The sequence below is a fragment of the endosymbiont of Bathymodiolus septemdierum str. Myojin knoll genome (assembly GCF_001547755.1).
In the GTDB taxonomy this organism is placed as follows: domain Bacteria; phylum Pseudomonadota; class Gammaproteobacteria; order PS1; family Pseudothioglobaceae; genus Thiodubiliella.
Genome location: NZ_AP013042.1, coordinates 884663 through 900801, shown reverse-complemented (window position 1 = coordinate 900801; position 16139 = coordinate 884663). Strand labels below are relative to the sequence as shown.

Sequence of the window (16139 nt, the reverse complement as noted above, 5' to 3'; positions counted from 1 at the left end):
TTTATTCTAAATTAGGAGAAAGTAGGCGTTCAGCTTGCTCCGTGGAGACGCCTTTGCGTTTAGCGTAGTTTTCTAATTGCTCTTGATTGACTTTGGCGACACCAAAGTAACGAGAATCTGGATGTGCAAAATACCAACCGCTGACGGCGGCAGTTGGAAGCATTGCGTAGGAACTGGTGAGCGTCATACCAGTGTTATTTTCAACATCAAGTAACTGCCATATTTTTTCTTTTTCACTGTGCTCTGGGCAGGCCGGATAGCCTGGAGCAGGGCGGATGCCACGGTATTTTTCCTCAATAAATTCGTCATTGTTAATATCTTCATTACTGTAGCCCCAAATTTCAGTACGGAATTTGTAGTGCATTAATTCTGCAAAGGCTTCTGCCAATCGGTCTGCAACAGCTTTAATCATAATAGAATTGTAGTCGTCGTGGTCAGCCTCAAAGGCTTCGATCAATGGGTCTATGTTAATGCCAGCGGTAACAGCAAAGGCGCCAATGTAGTCTTGGATGCCACTGTCTTTCGGGGCAATAAAGTCGCTGAGGCAGAAATTTGGCGTGTTGCCTTTTTTGTCTAGTTGTTGGCGTAGATGGTTGATGACCATAAAGACTTCGCCATTCTCATTGGTGAGTTCAATATCTTCATTGACACTATTGGCAGGGAATATGCCGACAACTGCATTGGCTTGTAATAACTTTCTGCCAATGACTTTTTTGAACATTGCTTTAGCATCTTTGTATAATTCTGAGGCAGATTCGCCAACGACTTCATCGGTTAGAATGTCTGGGAATTTACCGGCTAACTCCCAAGTTTTGAAAAATGGCGTCCAATCAATAAATTCAAAAATTTCAGCCAAATCATAATCTTTAAAAACTTGAATGCCGATTTTATGTGGCGTAGTGATTGAGTCAAAGTTTAGTTTGGGCTTGTTAGCTCTGGCTTTATCCATTGTTATCAGTTTACTTTTGCCTTTGTTGGCACGACGCTGGCGAACTTTTTCGTAATCGGCTTTGGTTTCGGCTAATAATGCAGGCTTTAATTCTTTTGAAAGTAAACTACTGGCAACACCAACCGATTTAGAGGCATCTTGCACATAAAATACACCCTTATCATATTCAGGTTCAATTTTAACCGCTGTATGCGCTTTGGAAGTGGTGGCGCCGCCAATCATAAGTGGCAAATCAAAACCTTGTCGTTTCATTTCCTTGGCGACAAACACCATTTCATCAAGAGAAGGGGTGATTAAGCCCGAGAGTCCGATGATATCTACATTTTCTTTTTTTGCCGTTTCTAAAATGGTCTCAGTAGGCACCATCACACCAAGGTCGATGATTTCATAGTTATTGCAGGATAATACTACGCCAACAATATTTTTACCAATGTCATGGACATCGCCTTTTACCGTTGCCATTAAAATTTTTCCGTTTGACATGGAGGCGCAATCTGATTTTTCTGCTTCTAAATAAGGATCAAGCCAAGCTACTGATTTTTTCATTACTCGTGCTGATTTCACCACTTGTGGCAAGAACATTTTGCCCGCACCAAACAAGTCGCCAACGACATTCATACCGTCCATTAATGGACCCTCAATCACCAAAATAGGGCGACCGAGTTTTTTAAAGGCCTCTTTAGTGTCTTCGTCAATGAATTTGGTAATACCTTTAACTAGCGAATGTTCTAAGCGTTTTTCCACTGCCCAACTACGCCACTCTAAATCTTTGCTGTTGTCTCTTTTGGCTAATTCTCCTGAAAATTCTTCAGCAATATCCACCAAGCGCTCGCCTGCTTCTGCATCATTATTTAATACCACATCTTCCACGGCTTTTCTAAGCTTAGGGTCGATGTCATCAAGCACGACTAATTGCCCTGCATTGACGATACCCATCGTCATACCTGCTTTGATGGCGTGATATAAAAATACCGAGTGAATTGCCTCACGCACAGTATTATTCCCCCTGAATGAGAAGGAAACATTGGAAACACCGCCCGATACTTTTGCATAAGGCAGGTTTTTGGTGATTTCTCTTGTTGCCTCAATAAAATCAACGCCATAATTATTATGCGCTTCAATACCCGTGGCAATGGCAAAGATATTTGGGTCAAAAATAATATCTTCTGGCGGAAAATTAACCTCGTTAACTAAAATATGATAGGCATTGGTGCAAATCTCAATTTTGCGTTCCTGTGTATCTGCCTGACCATCTTCATCAAACGCCATCACAATGATTGCCGCGCCGTAGCGTTTGCATAATTTGGCGTATTTAACAAAGTTTTTCTTGCCTTCTTTGAGTGAGATTGAGTTAACAATAGGCTTTCCTTGTGTGCATTTTAACCCTGCTTCAATGATTTCCCACTTGCTAGAATCAACCATAATAGGCACTTTGGAAATGTCTGGCTCGGAGGCAATTAGATTCATAAAGCGAATCATAGCTGCCTTACCATCAAGCATACCTTCGTCCATATTTATGTCAACAACTTGTGCCCCTTCTTCCACTTGTGTGCGACAAACATCAAGCGCCTCTTCGTATTCTTCATTCAGAATAAGTCGCTTAAATTTTGCAGAACCGGTAATATTGGCGCGTTCACCAATATTGACAAACAAAGAGTTTTCACCAATATTAAAAGCCTCTAAGCCAGCAAGGCGACATTCGGGTGTAATATTAGGTATTTTGCGTGGTGGCAAACCGTCAATCGCATTGGCAATGGCTTTAATATGTTCAGGCGTAGAGCCACAGCAGCCACCCAAGATATTAACCAAACCTGATTTTGCCCATTCGCTAACTTGCTCACTCATGGTTGGCGCATCCAAGTCATATTCGCCAAATTCATTCGGCAAACCTGCGTTTGGATGTGCAGAAACATAAGTACTGGCAACACGAGAAAGTTCAGCGACATATTGGCGTAATAAATCAGGACCTAAGGCGCAATTAAGACCTATAGAAATAGGGTTTGCGTGTCGTAGTGAGTTATAAAAGGCTTCAGTGACTTGACCCGATAGAGTGCGACCAGAGGCATCGGTAATCGTGCCTGAAATCATAATCGGCAATTCAACCTCATCCTCTTCAAATACTTGTTGTACCGCAAAAATAGCAGCTTTGGCATTTAATGTGTCAAAAATGGTTTCAATCAAGATAATGTCGCTGCCGCCCTCAATCAAACCACGAGTTGCCTCAGTGTAAACAACGACTAATTCATCAAATGATACATTTCTAAACCCTGGGTCATTAACATCAGGTGACAAAGAGCAAGTACGCGAAGTAGGGCCGATAACACCTGCGACAAAGCGAGGTTTGTCAATGGTGGAAAATTTATCGCAGGCTTGTCTAGCGAGTTTGGCGCTCTTTACATTGATTTCATACGCCAATTCTTCCATCTTATAATCTGACATAGAAGTTTGCGTAGCATTAAAGGTATTAGTTTCAAGAATATCTGCGCCAGCTTCAAGATATTCGCAATGAATACCTTTAATAATTTCTGGTTGAGTTAGTGACAGCAAGTCGTTATTACCTTGCACAAGGATATGCCAGTCTTTAAAACGCTCGCCACGATAATCAGCTTCACTAAGTTTGTGCTTTTGAATCATCGTACCCATGGCGCCATCTAGCACTAGAATTCTTTGCTTTAAAAGGGATTGTAACAATGCTTTCTGATTCATCAGGGGCATTATACCTAACAGCGTAAAAGATATTTTTTTATAATCTATATTAGTATGTTATAATGTATTCCGTTGAACAATCATCATAGGAGAAAACAACATGAAGAAAATTTTAGCAATCGTGATATTTACACTCACAATGAGTGCAAATGCTTTTTGGAATAACAACAATATGCCTTGGGATAATGGCGTTAGTAATTATAATAATAATGGCTACTATCGGCAAGATAACGGTTTTTTTGCTTATAACCCGTATGATTATTGGGACCCTCGTTGGTATTCTGAGGAAATGAGCAATATGTTTGATGAATTTGATAACAACGGTTGGGGTAATAATTATGGTTACAATCCGTATTATGGTTATAATCCATACAATAATAATGCAAAAATCCCAGCTACAGCGAATCAGGTTAAATAATTTGTTGTTTCTTTGATTGGGTTTAGATAACCATTTAAAAAGCCTGTAGCAACAGGCTTTTTTATTGCGTAAAATAATGCCTTTTTTCAAATCGATAAAACCATGGGTAAAGATTGTATTTTTTGTCATCTCAGAGACGAGCGTATCATTGGCGAATGTGATTACACAAAGACCTTTATTGATAGCTATCCCGCTTCTCCTGGGCATACTTTAGTTGTGCCTAAACGCCACTTTGCTACATTTTTTGAAGCCACAGATGAAGAATTATTAGCAATTGGCAGGGCTGTGCAAAATGCCAAAAAAATCTTAGATGAAGAGTTTTCCCCAGATGCTTATAATATTGGCGTCAATAACGGACAAGCCGCAGGGCAAAGCGTGATGCATTTGCATGTGCATCTTATTCCTCGCTATAAGGGTGATGTTGAGGATCCAAAAGGAGGTGTGCGTTGGGTTTTGAAAAATAAAGCCAACTATTGGGACGATAAAGAAAGTACAATCCGAGCCAAATAATTATTTGAAAATTAATAAAAAAGCCCGCTATTTGCGGGCTTTTTTTGTACCTAAACTGTGTTGACTAACCTTTAAAACGGGATATCATCATCAAAACCCGAATTATCTACTGGGGTGATTGGGTCAGCGACAGGGGTTTGACTTTGTTGTATTGGTGCAGATTGTGGCGCTGCTTGCTGTTGCTGAGGCGCTGGAGTACTAGCACCTGCAGTATTGCGAGAATCTAGCATTTGAATAGTGCCGCCAAAACCTGAAACCACCACTTCGGTGGTGTAACGGTCAGCACCTGATTGGTCTTGCCACTTGCGTGTTTGTAATTTTCCTTCAACATAAAGTTTTGAACCTTTATCGCAGTATTGACCGATGATTTCAGCCAACTTTCCAAACACACTTACTCTATGCCATTCTGTTTTTTCTTGTTTTTGACCAGTTGCTCTATCAGTCCAAGATTCGCTGGTTGCGATAGATAAATTAGTAATTGCATTACCATTTGTTGCGTATTTAATTTCAGGTTTTTGCCCTAAGTTACCTACTAATATTACTTTGTTTATGCCTGCCATTTTCTTTTCTCCTTATGGTTTACTTTTTTACTTTTTTACTGTTTTAATGGTGAGTGCAACACCCAACCAACACATTGTCATCAATGCGGTGAATAATAATACACTATTCAAATCAAAATTGTGGGCGATATATCCGCCAACAACACCACCAACGAATGCACCAAGGAATTGCGAGGTTGAATACATACCCATTGCCATTCCGCGTTTGTCATTTGTTATAATCCTTGATACCATTGATGGAAGCATTGCCTCCATGGCGTTAAAAGCGATAAAAAATAGCGTCATTATGACTAAAAATGCGGTGTAAGTTAAGGGTGTTTTAAAAAGTAAGATTTGACTGATGCCCATAATAAAAATAGCAATCACGATCATAGATTTGTGTTTTTTGAACTTCTCAGCAATGATAATAATTGGTATCATACCGATAAAAGAAAGTAACATTACTGGTAAGTAAACGCGCCAATTGTCGCTCAAATCACTTAAAACAATTTTGTTTTCCACCAGTAATAAGGGCACACTGATAAAAACGCAAGTTAAAATTAAATGCAAAGTAAAGATGCTAAAGTCCAGTTTGAGTAATTTAGCCGTTAACACTTGTTTGAAGTTTTCCATAGACAATGCATATTGCGCACGAGGTTTAGCGTGAGGCAAGGTGGTAACAATTGCCATGGCAACGATAGATAAGCCGGCAATCACCCAAAATAACCCTGAAAGTCCTAAGTTAACGGTAACCATTGGGCCAATCAACAACGACAACATAAATGCCAATCCAATTTGCATTCCCACAAAAGCATTCGCCTTAGCGCGTTGTTCCTCGGAGACAAAATCCGCCAAAAAAGCCATTAATACTGCAGAAATTGCACCACTACCTTGCAGAGCCCTGCCAATCACTACTTGAATAATATCGGTGGCATTCGCTGCCACTACGCTACCAGTAAAGAAAAATATTAGCCCAATAACCAAGAGGGGTTTGCGACCGTATTGGTCAGACAAATAACCAAAAGGAATTTGCAATATGGCTTGTGTTAAGCCGTAAATACCAATGGCTAAACCAATTAAATAAGGGGTGGTACTCTGATATTGGGCAGCATACACGGAGAAAACTGGAAATATCATAAACAACCCAAACATTCGAGTTGCCATAATAGAGGAGATTTTAAGTGCGAAAAAACGCTCGTATTTATTCATACAAACGGCGGATTTTAATCATCTAGCGTGTAGTGTGGCGTATAGGTTGGGTAACTTTTTATCAATACACGACGCGTATCTTTTGCCAAAGTTTGCATATCTATGCGATCGTAGTTATATGCCATTAAATGTAGCGCCGCAGGAACTGACGGCGTATTTGGATATTTTTCAATAATGAATTTTGTGCGATTAATAGCGGCGATGTTGGCCTTTCTTTTGGTGTAATAAATGGCAACAAATAATTCGTGTCGCGCTAGAATGTTTCTTAAAATAATCAGGCGTGTTTTTGCTTCTTCAGCATATTCGGTCTTAGGAAATTTTTCGATTAACGCCATATAATAATTGAAAGAATCACGCACAGAATCAATATCACGCTGGGCATTATCAGTCATAATGCCATCTAAGATAGAGCGAGATTTACTTTCAGAAATAACGCCTCGTAAATAATAGGCATACGGCGTTGAAAAATGCTCAGGAAAAAGCTTAATGTAGTCATTTAAACGCAAAATCGCCTCATCATAGTCTCCAGATTTGTATAAGGCATAGGCAACTTCCAGTTTGGCTTGTATGGCGTATTTAGAGCCCGGGTAAGCCGCTTGCAGCTGCTCGTATAATCCGATTGCTTTATTGATGGATCCTGCTGAAGCCTCTTCTTTTGCCTGATTAAAGAATGTTTTTGGCGACCAACCTTTGGTAATGGACTCTCTTTTTTCATCTTCCCAAAGGCAACCATTGAGTGATAACGCTAAAAGAAGAAGAGTGGCAATAAGTTTAAGTGTGTTTTTCATGGGTATTGTTATTTGTTATTTATGTGACAATATTATACTGATAGGTTTGTATAATAAAAATATTTTCACCAATCAAAATAAGATGCCTTTTTCTAATAGAATATTAATCAGTGACCTATGTGATACATTGAGCGCCTATATGTCAAAAGCACAAGTAGACGATGTTTACAGGGCTTATATGGTCGCCGCAACGGCACATGATGGGCAATATCGTCAATCGGGTGAAGCGTATGTATTTCACCCAATTAGCGTGGCAATGATTTTGGCAGAACTTAAACTTGACAGTTGTTGCATTGTCGCTGCACTCTTGCACGATTGTATTGAAGATACAACGCTGACATACGAAAGTATTGCTAAAGATTTTGGTAAAGAGGTGGCGCATATTGTTCAGGGCGTCTCTAAATTAACAGATTTAGAATTTAATTCAAGTATTGACCAGCAGGCACGAAATTTTAGGAAGTTGTTTTTGGCAATGAGTGCCGATATGCGGGTAATGATGATTAAATTGGCAGATAGATTGCACAATATGCGTACGCTAGGGGCGGTAAAACGAGAAAAACAATATAGAATTGCCAAAGAAACCTCTGAAATTCATGCGCCAATTGCTCGTCGATTGGGCTTGAATAATATTAGAGCAGAATTGGAAGATTTATGCTTTCGGTTTATGTATCCATATCGATACACAGTAATGAGCCATCAAATTAATAAACGATACGGTAATTTAAAAAAAAATATCAACAGTATTCAAGAAGAATTTGAGCGTCGTTTAACCCAAGAGGGGATGTCTCAATTTTCCATTAGCGGTCGCAAAAAAACCACTTACAGTATTTACAAAAAGATGCATCAGCAGAAGTTAAAATTCTCACAAATATTGGATATATTTGCCTTTAGAGTGGTGGTTGACAATTTACCAGACTGTTATCAGGCTTTAGGTATTGCGCATAATTTGTACAAACCCTTGCCAGGTAAATTTAAAGATTACATTGCCCTGCCAAAAGCCAATGGCTATCAATCTTTGCATACTGTTTTATTTGGTCCAAGCAAAGTGTTTATTGAGGTACAAATTCGCACGACGGATATGGATTTTATCTCTGAATACGGCATTGCAGCACACTGGTATTATAAAAGTAAAGACAAGAGTAAAGAGGGTGATTTTGCAGAATTAGCCAATAATTGGCTAGGTTCTTTGTTAGACATCCAAAAAAATTCAGATACTTCTATTGAATTCTTAGAGAAAACTAAAAATGATTTATTCCCATCTGAAGTCTTTGTTTTTACACCAAAAGGTAAGATTATCCAACTGCCTTATCAGTCTACTGCGATAGATTTTGCTTATGCTATCCATACCAAAGTGGGCAATCACACACTTAAAGTGAAAATTGATAGAATTGATTCACCCGTATCTACGGTATTAAAATCAGGGCAAACCATTGAGATTATCACCGATAAAAGTGCCAAACCACATCCAGATTGGTTGAATATTGCTGTAACAGCAAAAGCCAAGGTCTCTATTAAGGCTAAACTTAAAGAAGAATCTACCTTTGAACTAATACAGTTAGGCGATTATTTACTTACTAACGCCTTAGATTATCAGGGTAATGATATAGTTATTAGCGATAAAAAATGGCAAGCGTGTTTAACTGAGCTTAAATGTGAAAACAAGGATGAACTTCACATTAAAATTGCCTTATCTGAGATTTTAATTTCTTTTGTGCTTAATAAATTACATGAAAAAGAATGTGACATCAATGCTAATCGTATTAGTATCAAAGGTATTAAAGGTAAACCAATCAGCTTTGCTCACTGTTGTTATCCAATTCCAGGCGACAAAGTAGCAGGTATATTGACAACCACTAAGGGAATGGTCTTACACCGATCTGACTGCGGTAATTTAATTCATGCCAAGCAAAAAAATGAGCAATGGATGGCAGTAGATTGGCAGCAAAGTGAAGGAGAAGAGTTTGAAGTCGGTATTTGTGTGAAAATTGAAAATCGACGAGGTATGCTAGCTTCTATTGCCAATGCGATTGCTAAGATTAATGTTAATATTGAAAATATTGAAGTGGAAGAGCGAGACAACACTATGAAGGGGCTTAATTTCATTGTCAATGTTCCTAATATTGCTAAACTTGATGAAATAATGTATGCCATTAAAAGCTTGGAATTTGTCCATTCAGTAGTGCGTAGTAATCGCAATAAAAAAAACTAACCTAATATGTTTTATCCGTTAAAATTAGTCTTTAATTATTTTTGATAAATATAAGTATGCTTTGGACTGATTCTCTAGATATTGCGATTGCTTTAGATGAAGCACATCCTGATTTTGACCCAACTTATGTCAATTTTGTGGATTTACGAAAAATGGTCATTGCCCTTGAAGAATTTGATGATGATGAAGAAAAATCAGGTGAAAAAATCTTAGAAGCAATACAAATGAGCTGGCTTGAAGAGAGAGAATGAAGCTAAGTCGATTGCTGTTATTTTTTATTCTCAGCGTTGGCGTTGCCCATAGTGCGTTAGAAGTTACCGTGGTTAAAAAAGATGAAAACGCTTTCCCGATTGCCATTAGCAAATTCCAATTAATCGGCAAGGGTGCACACGACAAAGACATTTCAAAAATCATTCACGACAATCTAACCCGTTCAGGTCGCTTTAGCGTTCTTGTTCCCAATGCTACCGTAGAGAGTTTTAAACCAGAATTTTGGAAACAGCAAAACATAGAGGCACTGGTTTTCGGCACTATCAAGCAAGAAAGTAGCGAACTTTATCGGCTCACCTTTGTTGTATACGATGTTTACAGTAATGCAAAACTCCTCTCGCAATCGACACTTGTTAGTGTTAGTGGCTTTAGAAAGGTTGCTCATCAAATCAGCGACAGCATTTACGAGATATTGTTGGGCGAAAATGGCTCATTTAATACGCTACTGACTTATATAACGGTAAAAAAGGGTGAGAGTAGTGGTAAAAAAATTTACCAACTTAACATCTCTGATGCTGACGCTAAAAATGCCAAAAGTCGTGTCAAACACACAAGCCCAATGCTTTCCCCAGTTTGGTCGCCAGACCGCCGTTATAAAGATAAGAAAATTGCTTATGTTTCTTTTGAAAATGGGCGTTCAGAGGTGTTTGTTTGGTATCCATTTGTAAATAAAAAAATTCAAAGATTGCCTCATTTTGATGGACTTGCTTCGTCACCGAGCTGGCATCCAAATGGAAAAAGTTTGTTAATGACTATGTCTTATAAGGGTAACAAAGATATTTATGAATATAATTTAGAAACCAAGCGTTTTATCCGCTGGACTAAGCACAAGGGCATCGACACAGAGGCCAGCTATTCTGCTGATGGCAAGTATATCGTCTTTACTTCTGATCGTTCTGGTCAACCACAGGTTTACATTAGAAATTTAAAAACCAACCGCATTAATCGTGTTAGTTTTGCAGGGCGTTATAATGCCAAAGCAACTTTTTCTCCCGACGGTAAGCAGTTAGCCTTGGTGCACCGTGTGGATAACGATTATCGTATTGCGCTATTGAATACCAAAACCAATGAATTAACGGTGATAAGTAACGGTACATTAGACGAATCACCACATTTTTCACCGAATGGTGATATGATTGTCTTTTCCAGTAACCACAGAGGAACAGGTGTATTATCAGTCGTATCCGTGGAGGGCAATCGTTCATATGAGTTGTCTTCACACAATGCAGAGGTTAGAGAGCCAAATTGGTCGACTCATTTACAGCAATAAAAAAATAGGAGAGAGAAATGAAAGTATTAATTATTTTACCATTGGTCGCCATACTCAATGCGTGTTCAGTAACAGGTGATCCTAGTAAGTCTAACGACAATAAAGCGATTATTGAAGATAGGGGGCAAAGCGAAATTCCTGCAATTATCGGCGAGCAATCAAGTTTTAAATGGACGGAAGAAGTGCAATCAACAACAGAAGCAATGCCTGAAAGAGAAAGAGAGCAGGTGTTAACGGTTTTAAAAGCCAACGGCACTAAATTTACTCTGTATTTTGACTTCGATGTCAGTAAAGTAAGTGAAGAAGTTGCGCAAGAAATCTCCAAACATGTGCAATTTATGCAAGACAACCCACAGATCAGATTACGCCTAGAAGGGCATGCAGACACCCGAGGCACCCGTGAATACAATTTGGCTCTTTCTGAAAATCGTGCCTTGAGCGTTAAAGAGGCAATGGGTTTTTATGAAGGCATTAAAGATAGAATTACAGTTATTGCTTACGGCGAAGAAAAACCAATCAGCCCACTGAATAATGAAACTGGCTGGCAGAAAAATCGCCGTGTTGAGTTTATCTACGAATAACTTTTAAAACTTTAATAGTGTGAAACCCTTACCGATACCCAGGGTAGCGTTAGACACATTGTGCTATTTTAATACGCAGCGCTATCCTTTTCTATTGGAAAGCGTTAATCACAATGACAATAACCGCTATTCTATCCTCTTTGCACACCCTGCAGATAGAATTATTCTTGAGGGTTTGGACGATTTTGATTTTCTCTCTGAATTAGAATCTAAAGTCGATACAACAAGTATAAAAAGCGATTTACCCTTTACAGGTGGCTGGTTTGTGTATTTATCCTACGAACTTATCGGGCAAATTGAGCCGACATTAAAAAACGACTTATATACAAGTGAACAACCCATTGCCATTGCCGTCAAAATCCCTACTGCCATCGTTATTGACCATCAAAAAAATAAAACCTATCTACTTGACCAGTTTGACGACCAACAACGCATCAACCAAGTGCTGTCAGATATTGAACAATGTCAAATGATAAAATCAAGTACCATTAAAGGAAAACTCTTATCAGAGCAAGAAAGTAAATTCATCGATGGTGTACAACGCAGTCGTGATTACATTATTGCCGGCGATGTTTTTCAAGTTAACCTCTCCCGACAATGGCAATATACGCTGGATAACGATGTTGCGCCAGCTCAGCTCTATCAAGCACTCAAGCATGCTAACCCTGCACCATTCGCCGCTTTGGCGCAATTTGACGATTTTAGTATCATTTCATCTTCCCCCGAGCGTCTATTTAGTGTTGATAATAATCAAATAGAAACTCGTCCAATTGCTGGTACCCACCCTCGAGGGCAGGGGGAAGAAGATGAACAGATAAAGAAGCAACTCATTAATCACCCTAAAGAACAAGCCGAACATATTATGCTACTTGACCTAGAACGCAATGATCTTGGTAGAGTCTGTCAATATGGCTCAATTCATGTCAATGAGATAATGACGCTAGAAACTTATCCATTTGTCCACCATATTGTTTCCAATATCCGGGGTAAACTCAAGAAAAATATGACGATTAAAGACTTAGTCTGTGCTTTATTCCCTGGTGGTACTATTACTGGTTGTCCAAAAATTCGCTGTATGCAAATTATCAGTGAACTCGAACAAATGCCTAGGCAAGCCTATACAGGATCGCTTGGTTATATTTCTAGCAATGGAAAAATGGATTTCAATATTTTGATTCGCACCCTTACGCAACAAGATAAAACGCTAACTTTCAGAGCTGGGGCAGGAATCGTCTTTGATTCAATTGCCCAGCGGGAATTAGCAGAAACCGAGCATAAAGCACAAGGAATGTTGAAGATTTTTACTTAGAGCGTGCTCTTTCTATTGTCTTAAAGTCTTTTAAGCAACAATGTTTTGCAGGGTTTAAGTTTTCACAATTGCAATAATTGTACTTAGTTTGAAACACCACAAAATCTTTCAGTACAGCGCCTTTGCCAGCCTCTAGCGCCTCAAGATAAGCATTCTCACTAATATTAAAACAATAACATAATATTTTTTCATTAATTTTTGTATTGCAACAGCTCATTTATATATTCTCTTTGAATGATTATCATTACTCAAGCCCTTAGCGCTTGAATTCAGCCGACGCCTTAGCAGTCGGCTGGAATGATTTGTTAGGTGCTCTACTTGATTTTTCTAAATTCATTGATTGTTAAATCTAGTATTTTTAATAATTGCCTCTCAACACCAGGAGAAATATTTTTTGAACCGTGATTCGGTACCGGAAAAGTATTTTTCCCATCTGAAAATATAACATGCGAACCTTTTTGACGCACAACCCTGTACCCAAGTTTTGTTAACTTTTTTTCAAATTCTTTATACTTGAACGGCATACTCTTCTACCGCATGAGTTAATTCATTCCTGATAATTCTTTCATCGTTTACTTGTTCAAGATGATAATCCATCACCATCTCAACAACATTTTTTAATTCCATAATTGCCTCTTTTTCGGAATAAGCAAATGCAAATAAATTTTGATGTCCTTCTATTCTAGCTAAATAACCATCACCATCTTTTTTAATTATTGTTTTCATAATTTATTTGTATTAAATTTAATGCTTACAATTTTATCATTTAGTAAATACTAATCTTAATTATTTTCTCTCAAACAACTCTTGAATCTTGACAATCAAAAACGGCATTGTTATAACCATAAAGATAGACGCAATTAAGAATAAGAATATTGGAAAAAGCATATCTGTTGTCATATTATGAAATAATGGAGATTATTTTGCTAGTGAAATTCTATTGATTCCAAGAGCAAACGAATAATAGAATCCATAAATATTAAATCCTACAACACTTAGTGCTACAAATACTGGAATGATTTGTTAGGATCATATTGGTTTGAACACCATCCAATATAAGTTAGCCAGTGGTAATAAAGTTGCTAATGTGCCAAAGACTATCCATAAATTTCCTAATTTCCAATATTGCTCTGGTATTGGCTCTTGTTCAGAAAATTGTTTAGCCATTCTTGCTTGTTTAATTTGTACTGGAATCAATATTGCCGCCCAAATGATGCCAGATGCGATAAATAGCCAATACCCCCAAGCCAACCATTTTATTGAGGAATAGTCTAGTTCATGCAGCATTGCATTAGCTATCCCTGTGGCTAAAACAAGCAATACCCCTCCAAGCGTGAAAACATAATCAGTAAGTGTTACTTGATGTTGAGCAAAAGCAATGATTTGTTTGTTTTTTGTGCGGTCAGCCATAACTTTCCACCAACCGGTGATAATGATATTGCCAAGAAATAGCACTACACCAAGTATATGTAAACTTTTTAATAGTAAGTATGTATTCATAAATTTATCCTCGCTTAGTCTATTCTAATTAATATTGTTTGGCTGCCATTAACTGTAATTTTTGCCTCATCAAAAGTAGGCTCACCAAAAACATCCGAACCGCTAAAGCCATATTTTTCTTTTGGAATGCCAAAGAAATTTTTATCTAACACCTTGTTATAGTTTGTATCTTGAAAAACTGCTATAGCATAATCTCCTGATGTTAATTCTAATGTTTTACTAGATTTATTTTTACTTCCATCGATAATGGCACCTTTAAATTGCTTTCCGTTTGGAAATTCTTGACGATTAAAAATACCAATACGGACATCGCCTTGGTTTAAAGTAATGCCAAAAATATTAATCGTTAGTGAATCAGCGGTAGCATTTGTGCTTAATAAAATGAGTAAAAAATAATAAATTATATGTTTAATAGTATTCTTTTTGGTAATTCTAACTATTAGTATAAGGAAACATTCCCCCTATATACTCTATTGAAAATAAAACTATGTAAATATAACGCTTGAATTCAGACGCCGCGTTAGCGGTTAGCTGGAATGATTTGTTAGATGTTTTTTCATAAACTCATTTCTTTCATTTCTTTCCAATTTATACCTTTAAAATAATTCAGTTCTTTTGAAGGTTCTTTGTATTTATTTTTTTCTTCTTGTGTCCAGTTTTTATCTTCTATATACACAAGATCTGAGGAACACCCATTTCCTTCTGGTTTATCTCTTGCTATGCCAACTATTATTTTATTTTCTAAATTGACACTCACTATACAGCACCTTAAAAGCAATTCTTTGGATCTATGTTCTCTATCACAATGCTTACCTCTTAAAAAAACAAAAATAGTGTTGTTATAGCCTTGTGCTATACGAGAAGCACTTTCATCATTATTTAGACATTCAATAAAAGCATCCATAAGAACTGCACGATGATCTCTTGGTTGTAAAGCCATTGTCATAATAGCCCAATCATTATTTGTGGCTTTTCGATTATAAAAATCAAACACTTCTCCAGATAATAAATCTTGTGAATAATGCTCAATTAATCCATCCCATGGATAGGAAGACTGTAAATCTAACAACCTATCTTTATATTCTTGTGAATTTACCCATCCATCCCATATATCGTTTGTCGATATCATTAAATTTGAATTTTTACAATTTTTGAATAAATCATTATTTTGTAAATATAAGGCAATTAAATCTTCAATACCTCCGCCATCAAAAATCAGTTTTGTTTTATTTGATAAATTTTCAACAGCCTGTAAAAAATTTGTAAAATCTAAAATTGTATCAAGTTCTTTAAATAAAATTTCTGTACTTTTTTCATCGCAAACATGTATAAAGCCATTTCCTAAATCTCCATACGGCATAGGAACTTGCAATTTTGAGCCTAAAGAGACAGATATTCTGTGATATATTCTTTCCGATTTAGGCGGTAAATTGATTATCCTTTCATCGTGCCTTGTAACGGTATCTGTTTTTTCTAGCCAACGCTCCGCACCGTATATTTGTTTTGCTGATTTGTCTATTGCTTGTTTGACCCATCTATCATGTCCAGTCTTGTTGTTTGTATCTTTATATTCAATTTTCTTAACAGAGATAATAACGATATGCACCCCACAAACAATTAGGCAATCGCATAATTCTTTATTTTTTTTACCTTTGGGATTTGGATGTGTCCATAATTTTAAGAATGATGATTCACAAAGACCATTAATAAACTTTTCAGATGGTGTTAGTCCTTGGGTTAAATTTTTTGTCATTTTTTGTCGTTAATATGCTGGAACTGGAATAATTAGGGTCAGAGTAAAATTTATTTAACATTTTTTTGGTCTTCCTGTTTTAGTTAAAAATTTCATTACCAAGCGATAGAGCCCTTTGTTGAAAGATT

Annotated in this window: 16 protein-coding genes; 7 read left to right on the top strand and 9 right to left on the bottom strand. The window is 37.4% G+C overall.

Going from position 1 to position 16139, the window contains the following annotated elements; genetic code table 11:
- Window position 1: 1 nt before the first annotated feature.
- Window positions 2-3655, bottom strand: a complete 3654-nt coding sequence (gene metH / locus BSEPE_RS04810; protein WP_066044645.1) for a methionine synthase — start codon at window positions 3653-3655, stop codon at window positions 2-4.
- Between the two features lie 100 nt (window positions 3656-3755).
- Here metH and BSEPE_RS04805 point away from each other — a divergent pair, with 100 nt between their 5' ends.
- Complete coding sequence (locus BSEPE_RS04805; protein ID WP_066044643.1) at window positions 3756-4073, top strand: hypothetical protein; 318 nt, start codon at window positions 3756-3758, stop codon at window positions 4071-4073.
- A 102-nt stretch (window positions 4074-4175) separates the two neighbouring features.
- A complete protein-coding gene (locus tag BSEPE_RS04800) occupies window positions 4176-4583 on the top strand; it encodes an HIT family protein (protein ID WP_066044641.1) in 408 nt (135 codons plus the stop codon).
- A gap of 71 nt (window positions 4584-4654) precedes the next feature.
- Here BSEPE_RS04800 and ssb read toward each other — a convergent pair whose 3' ends face one another.
- The 3 genes from ssb to BSEPE_RS04785 are packed head-to-tail and all read right to left on the bottom strand — an operon-like array spanning window position 4655 to window position 7119.
- Window positions 4655-5143 carry a single-stranded DNA-binding protein gene (gene ssb / locus BSEPE_RS04795; RefSeq protein ID WP_066044639.1) on the bottom strand — a complete coding sequence of 163 codons (489 nt, stop codon included), beginning with the start codon at window positions 5141-5143 and terminating at the stop codon, window positions 4655-4657.
- A gap of 27 nt (window positions 5144-5170) precedes the next feature.
- Window positions 5171-6331: an MFS transporter gene (locus BSEPE_RS04790; protein WP_066044637.1), complete on the bottom strand. Its 1161-nt coding sequence runs from the start codon at window positions 6329-6331 to the stop codon at window positions 5171-5173.
- 14 nt (window positions 6332-6345) lie between these two features.
- Complete coding sequence (locus tag BSEPE_RS04785; RefSeq protein WP_066044634.1) at window positions 6346-7119, bottom strand: outer membrane protein assembly factor BamD; 774 nt, start codon at window positions 7117-7119, stop codon at window positions 6346-6348.
- Window positions 7120-7201: 82 nt separating this feature from the next.
- Between BSEPE_RS04785 and BSEPE_RS04780 the strand changes: the two genes are divergently transcribed.
- Genes BSEPE_RS04780 through BSEPE_RS04760 form a run of 5 tightly spaced genes read left to right on the top strand, consistent with a single transcriptional unit; the run spans window position 7202 to window position 12758 of the window.
- The gene (locus BSEPE_RS04780) at window positions 7202-9328 is read left to right on the top strand and encodes a RelA/SpoT family protein (RefSeq protein ID WP_066046107.1); all 2127 of its coding nucleotides are present in this window, start codon (window positions 7202-7204) and stop codon (window positions 9326-9328) included.
- A gap of 56 nt (window positions 9329-9384) precedes the next feature.
- Window positions 9385-9579 (top strand): Fe-S cluster assembly protein IscX, encoded by a 195-nt coding sequence (gene iscX, locus BSEPE_RS04775; protein ID WP_066044631.1) that lies wholly within the window; start codon window positions 9385-9387, stop codon window positions 9577-9579.
- A complete protein-coding gene (gene tolB, locus BSEPE_RS04770) occupies window positions 9576-10868 on the top strand; it encodes a Tol-Pal system beta propeller repeat protein TolB (RefSeq protein WP_066044629.1) in 1293 nt (430 codons plus the stop codon). The genes iscX and tolB overlap by 4 nt, the downstream gene beginning before the upstream one ends.
- A gap of 17 nt (window positions 10869-10885) precedes the next feature.
- Complete coding sequence (locus tag BSEPE_RS04765) at window positions 10886-11449, top strand: OmpA family protein (protein WP_066044627.1); 564 nt, start codon at window positions 10886-10888, stop codon at window positions 11447-11449.
- 19 nt (window positions 11450-11468) lie between these two features.
- Window positions 11469-12758: an aminodeoxychorismate synthase component I gene (locus BSEPE_RS04760; RefSeq protein WP_066044625.1), complete on the top strand. Its 1290-nt coding sequence runs from the start codon at window positions 11469-11471 to the stop codon at window positions 12756-12758.
- A 314-nt stretch (window positions 12759-13072) separates the two neighbouring features.
- Here BSEPE_RS04760 and BSEPE_RS04750 read toward each other — a convergent pair whose 3' ends face one another.
- The 5 genes from BSEPE_RS04750 to BSEPE_RS04735 form a co-directional block, all read right to left on the bottom strand.
- Window positions 13073-13282: a type II toxin-antitoxin system HicA family toxin gene (locus BSEPE_RS04750; RefSeq protein WP_066044623.1), complete on the bottom strand. Its 210-nt coding sequence runs from the start codon at window positions 13280-13282 to the stop codon at window positions 13073-13075.
- Window positions 13266-13484 carry a hypothetical protein gene (locus tag BSEPE_RS04745; RefSeq protein ID WP_066044622.1) on the bottom strand — a complete coding sequence of 73 codons (219 nt, stop codon included), beginning with the start codon at window positions 13482-13484 and terminating at the stop codon, window positions 13266-13268. The genes BSEPE_RS04750 and BSEPE_RS04745 overlap by 17 nt, the downstream gene beginning before the upstream one ends.
- A 303-nt stretch (window positions 13485-13787) precedes the next feature.
- A complete protein-coding gene (locus BSEPE_RS04740) occupies window positions 13788-14258 on the bottom strand; it encodes a DUF2269 family protein (protein ID WP_066044621.1) in 471 nt (156 codons plus the stop codon).
- 14 nt (window positions 14259-14272) lie between these two features.
- Window positions 14273-14596 (bottom strand): DUF2141 domain-containing protein, encoded by a 324-nt coding sequence (locus BSEPE_RS07895; RefSeq protein WP_269450672.1) that lies wholly within the window; start codon window positions 14594-14596, stop codon window positions 14273-14275.
- 218 nt (window positions 14597-14814) lie between these two features.
- Window positions 14815-16011, bottom strand: coding sequence for a hypothetical protein (locus BSEPE_RS04735; RefSeq protein WP_066044620.1), 1197 nt, complete (start codon window positions 16009-16011; stop codon window positions 14815-14817).
- Window positions 16012-16139: the final 128 nt, after the last annotated feature.

What these genes read in the sequence shown, in the direction of transcription:
- metH (WP_066044645.1), bottom strand. Translation starts at nt 3,655, where the DNA reads ATGAATCAGAAAGCATTGTTACAATCCCTTTTAAAGCAAAGAATTCTA.
- BSEPE_RS04805 (WP_066044643.1), top strand. Translation starts at nt 3,756, where the DNA reads ATGAAGAAAATTTTAGCAATCGTGATATTTACACTCACAATGAGTGCA.
- BSEPE_RS04800 (WP_066044641.1), top strand. Translation starts at nt 4,176, where the DNA reads ATGGGTAAAGATTGTATTTTTTGTCATCTCAGAGACGAGCGTATCATT.
- ssb (WP_066044639.1), bottom strand. Translation starts at nt 5,143, where the DNA reads ATGGCAGGCATAAACAAAGTAATATTAGTAGGTAACTTAGGGCAAAAA.
- BSEPE_RS04790 (WP_066044637.1), bottom strand. Translation starts at nt 6,331, where the DNA reads ATGAATAAATACGAGCGTTTTTTCGCACTTAAAATCTCCTCTATTATG.
- BSEPE_RS04785 (WP_066044634.1), bottom strand. Translation starts at nt 7,119, where the DNA reads ATGAAAAACACACTTAAACTTATTGCCACTCTTCTTCTTTTAGCGTTA.
- BSEPE_RS04780 (WP_066046107.1), top strand. Translation starts at nt 7,202, where the DNA reads ATGCCTTTTTCTAATAGAATATTAATCAGTGACCTATGTGATACATTG.
- iscX (WP_066044631.1), top strand. Translation starts at nt 9,385, where the DNA reads ATGCTTTGGACTGATTCTCTAGATATTGCGATTGCTTTAGATGAAGCA.
- tolB (WP_066044629.1), top strand. Translation starts at nt 9,576, where the DNA reads ATGAAGCTAAGTCGATTGCTGTTATTTTTTATTCTCAGCGTTGGCGTT.
- BSEPE_RS04765 (WP_066044627.1), top strand. Translation starts at nt 10,886, where the DNA reads ATGAAAGTATTAATTATTTTACCATTGGTCGCCATACTCAATGCGTGT.
- BSEPE_RS04750 (WP_066044623.1), bottom strand. Translation starts at nt 13,282, where the DNA reads ATGCCGTTCAAGTATAAAGAATTTGAAAAAAAGTTAACAAAACTTGGG.
- BSEPE_RS04745 (WP_066044622.1), bottom strand. Translation starts at nt 13,484, where the DNA reads ATGAAAACAATAATTAAAAAAGATGGTGATGGTTATTTAGCTAGAATA.
- BSEPE_RS04740 (WP_066044621.1), bottom strand. Translation starts at nt 14,258, where the DNA reads ATGAATACATACTTACTATTAAAAAGTTTACATATACTTGGTGTAGTG.
- BSEPE_RS04735 (WP_066044620.1), bottom strand. Translation starts at nt 16,011, where the DNA reads ATGACAAAAAATTTAACCCAAGGACTAACACCATCTGAAAAGTTTATT.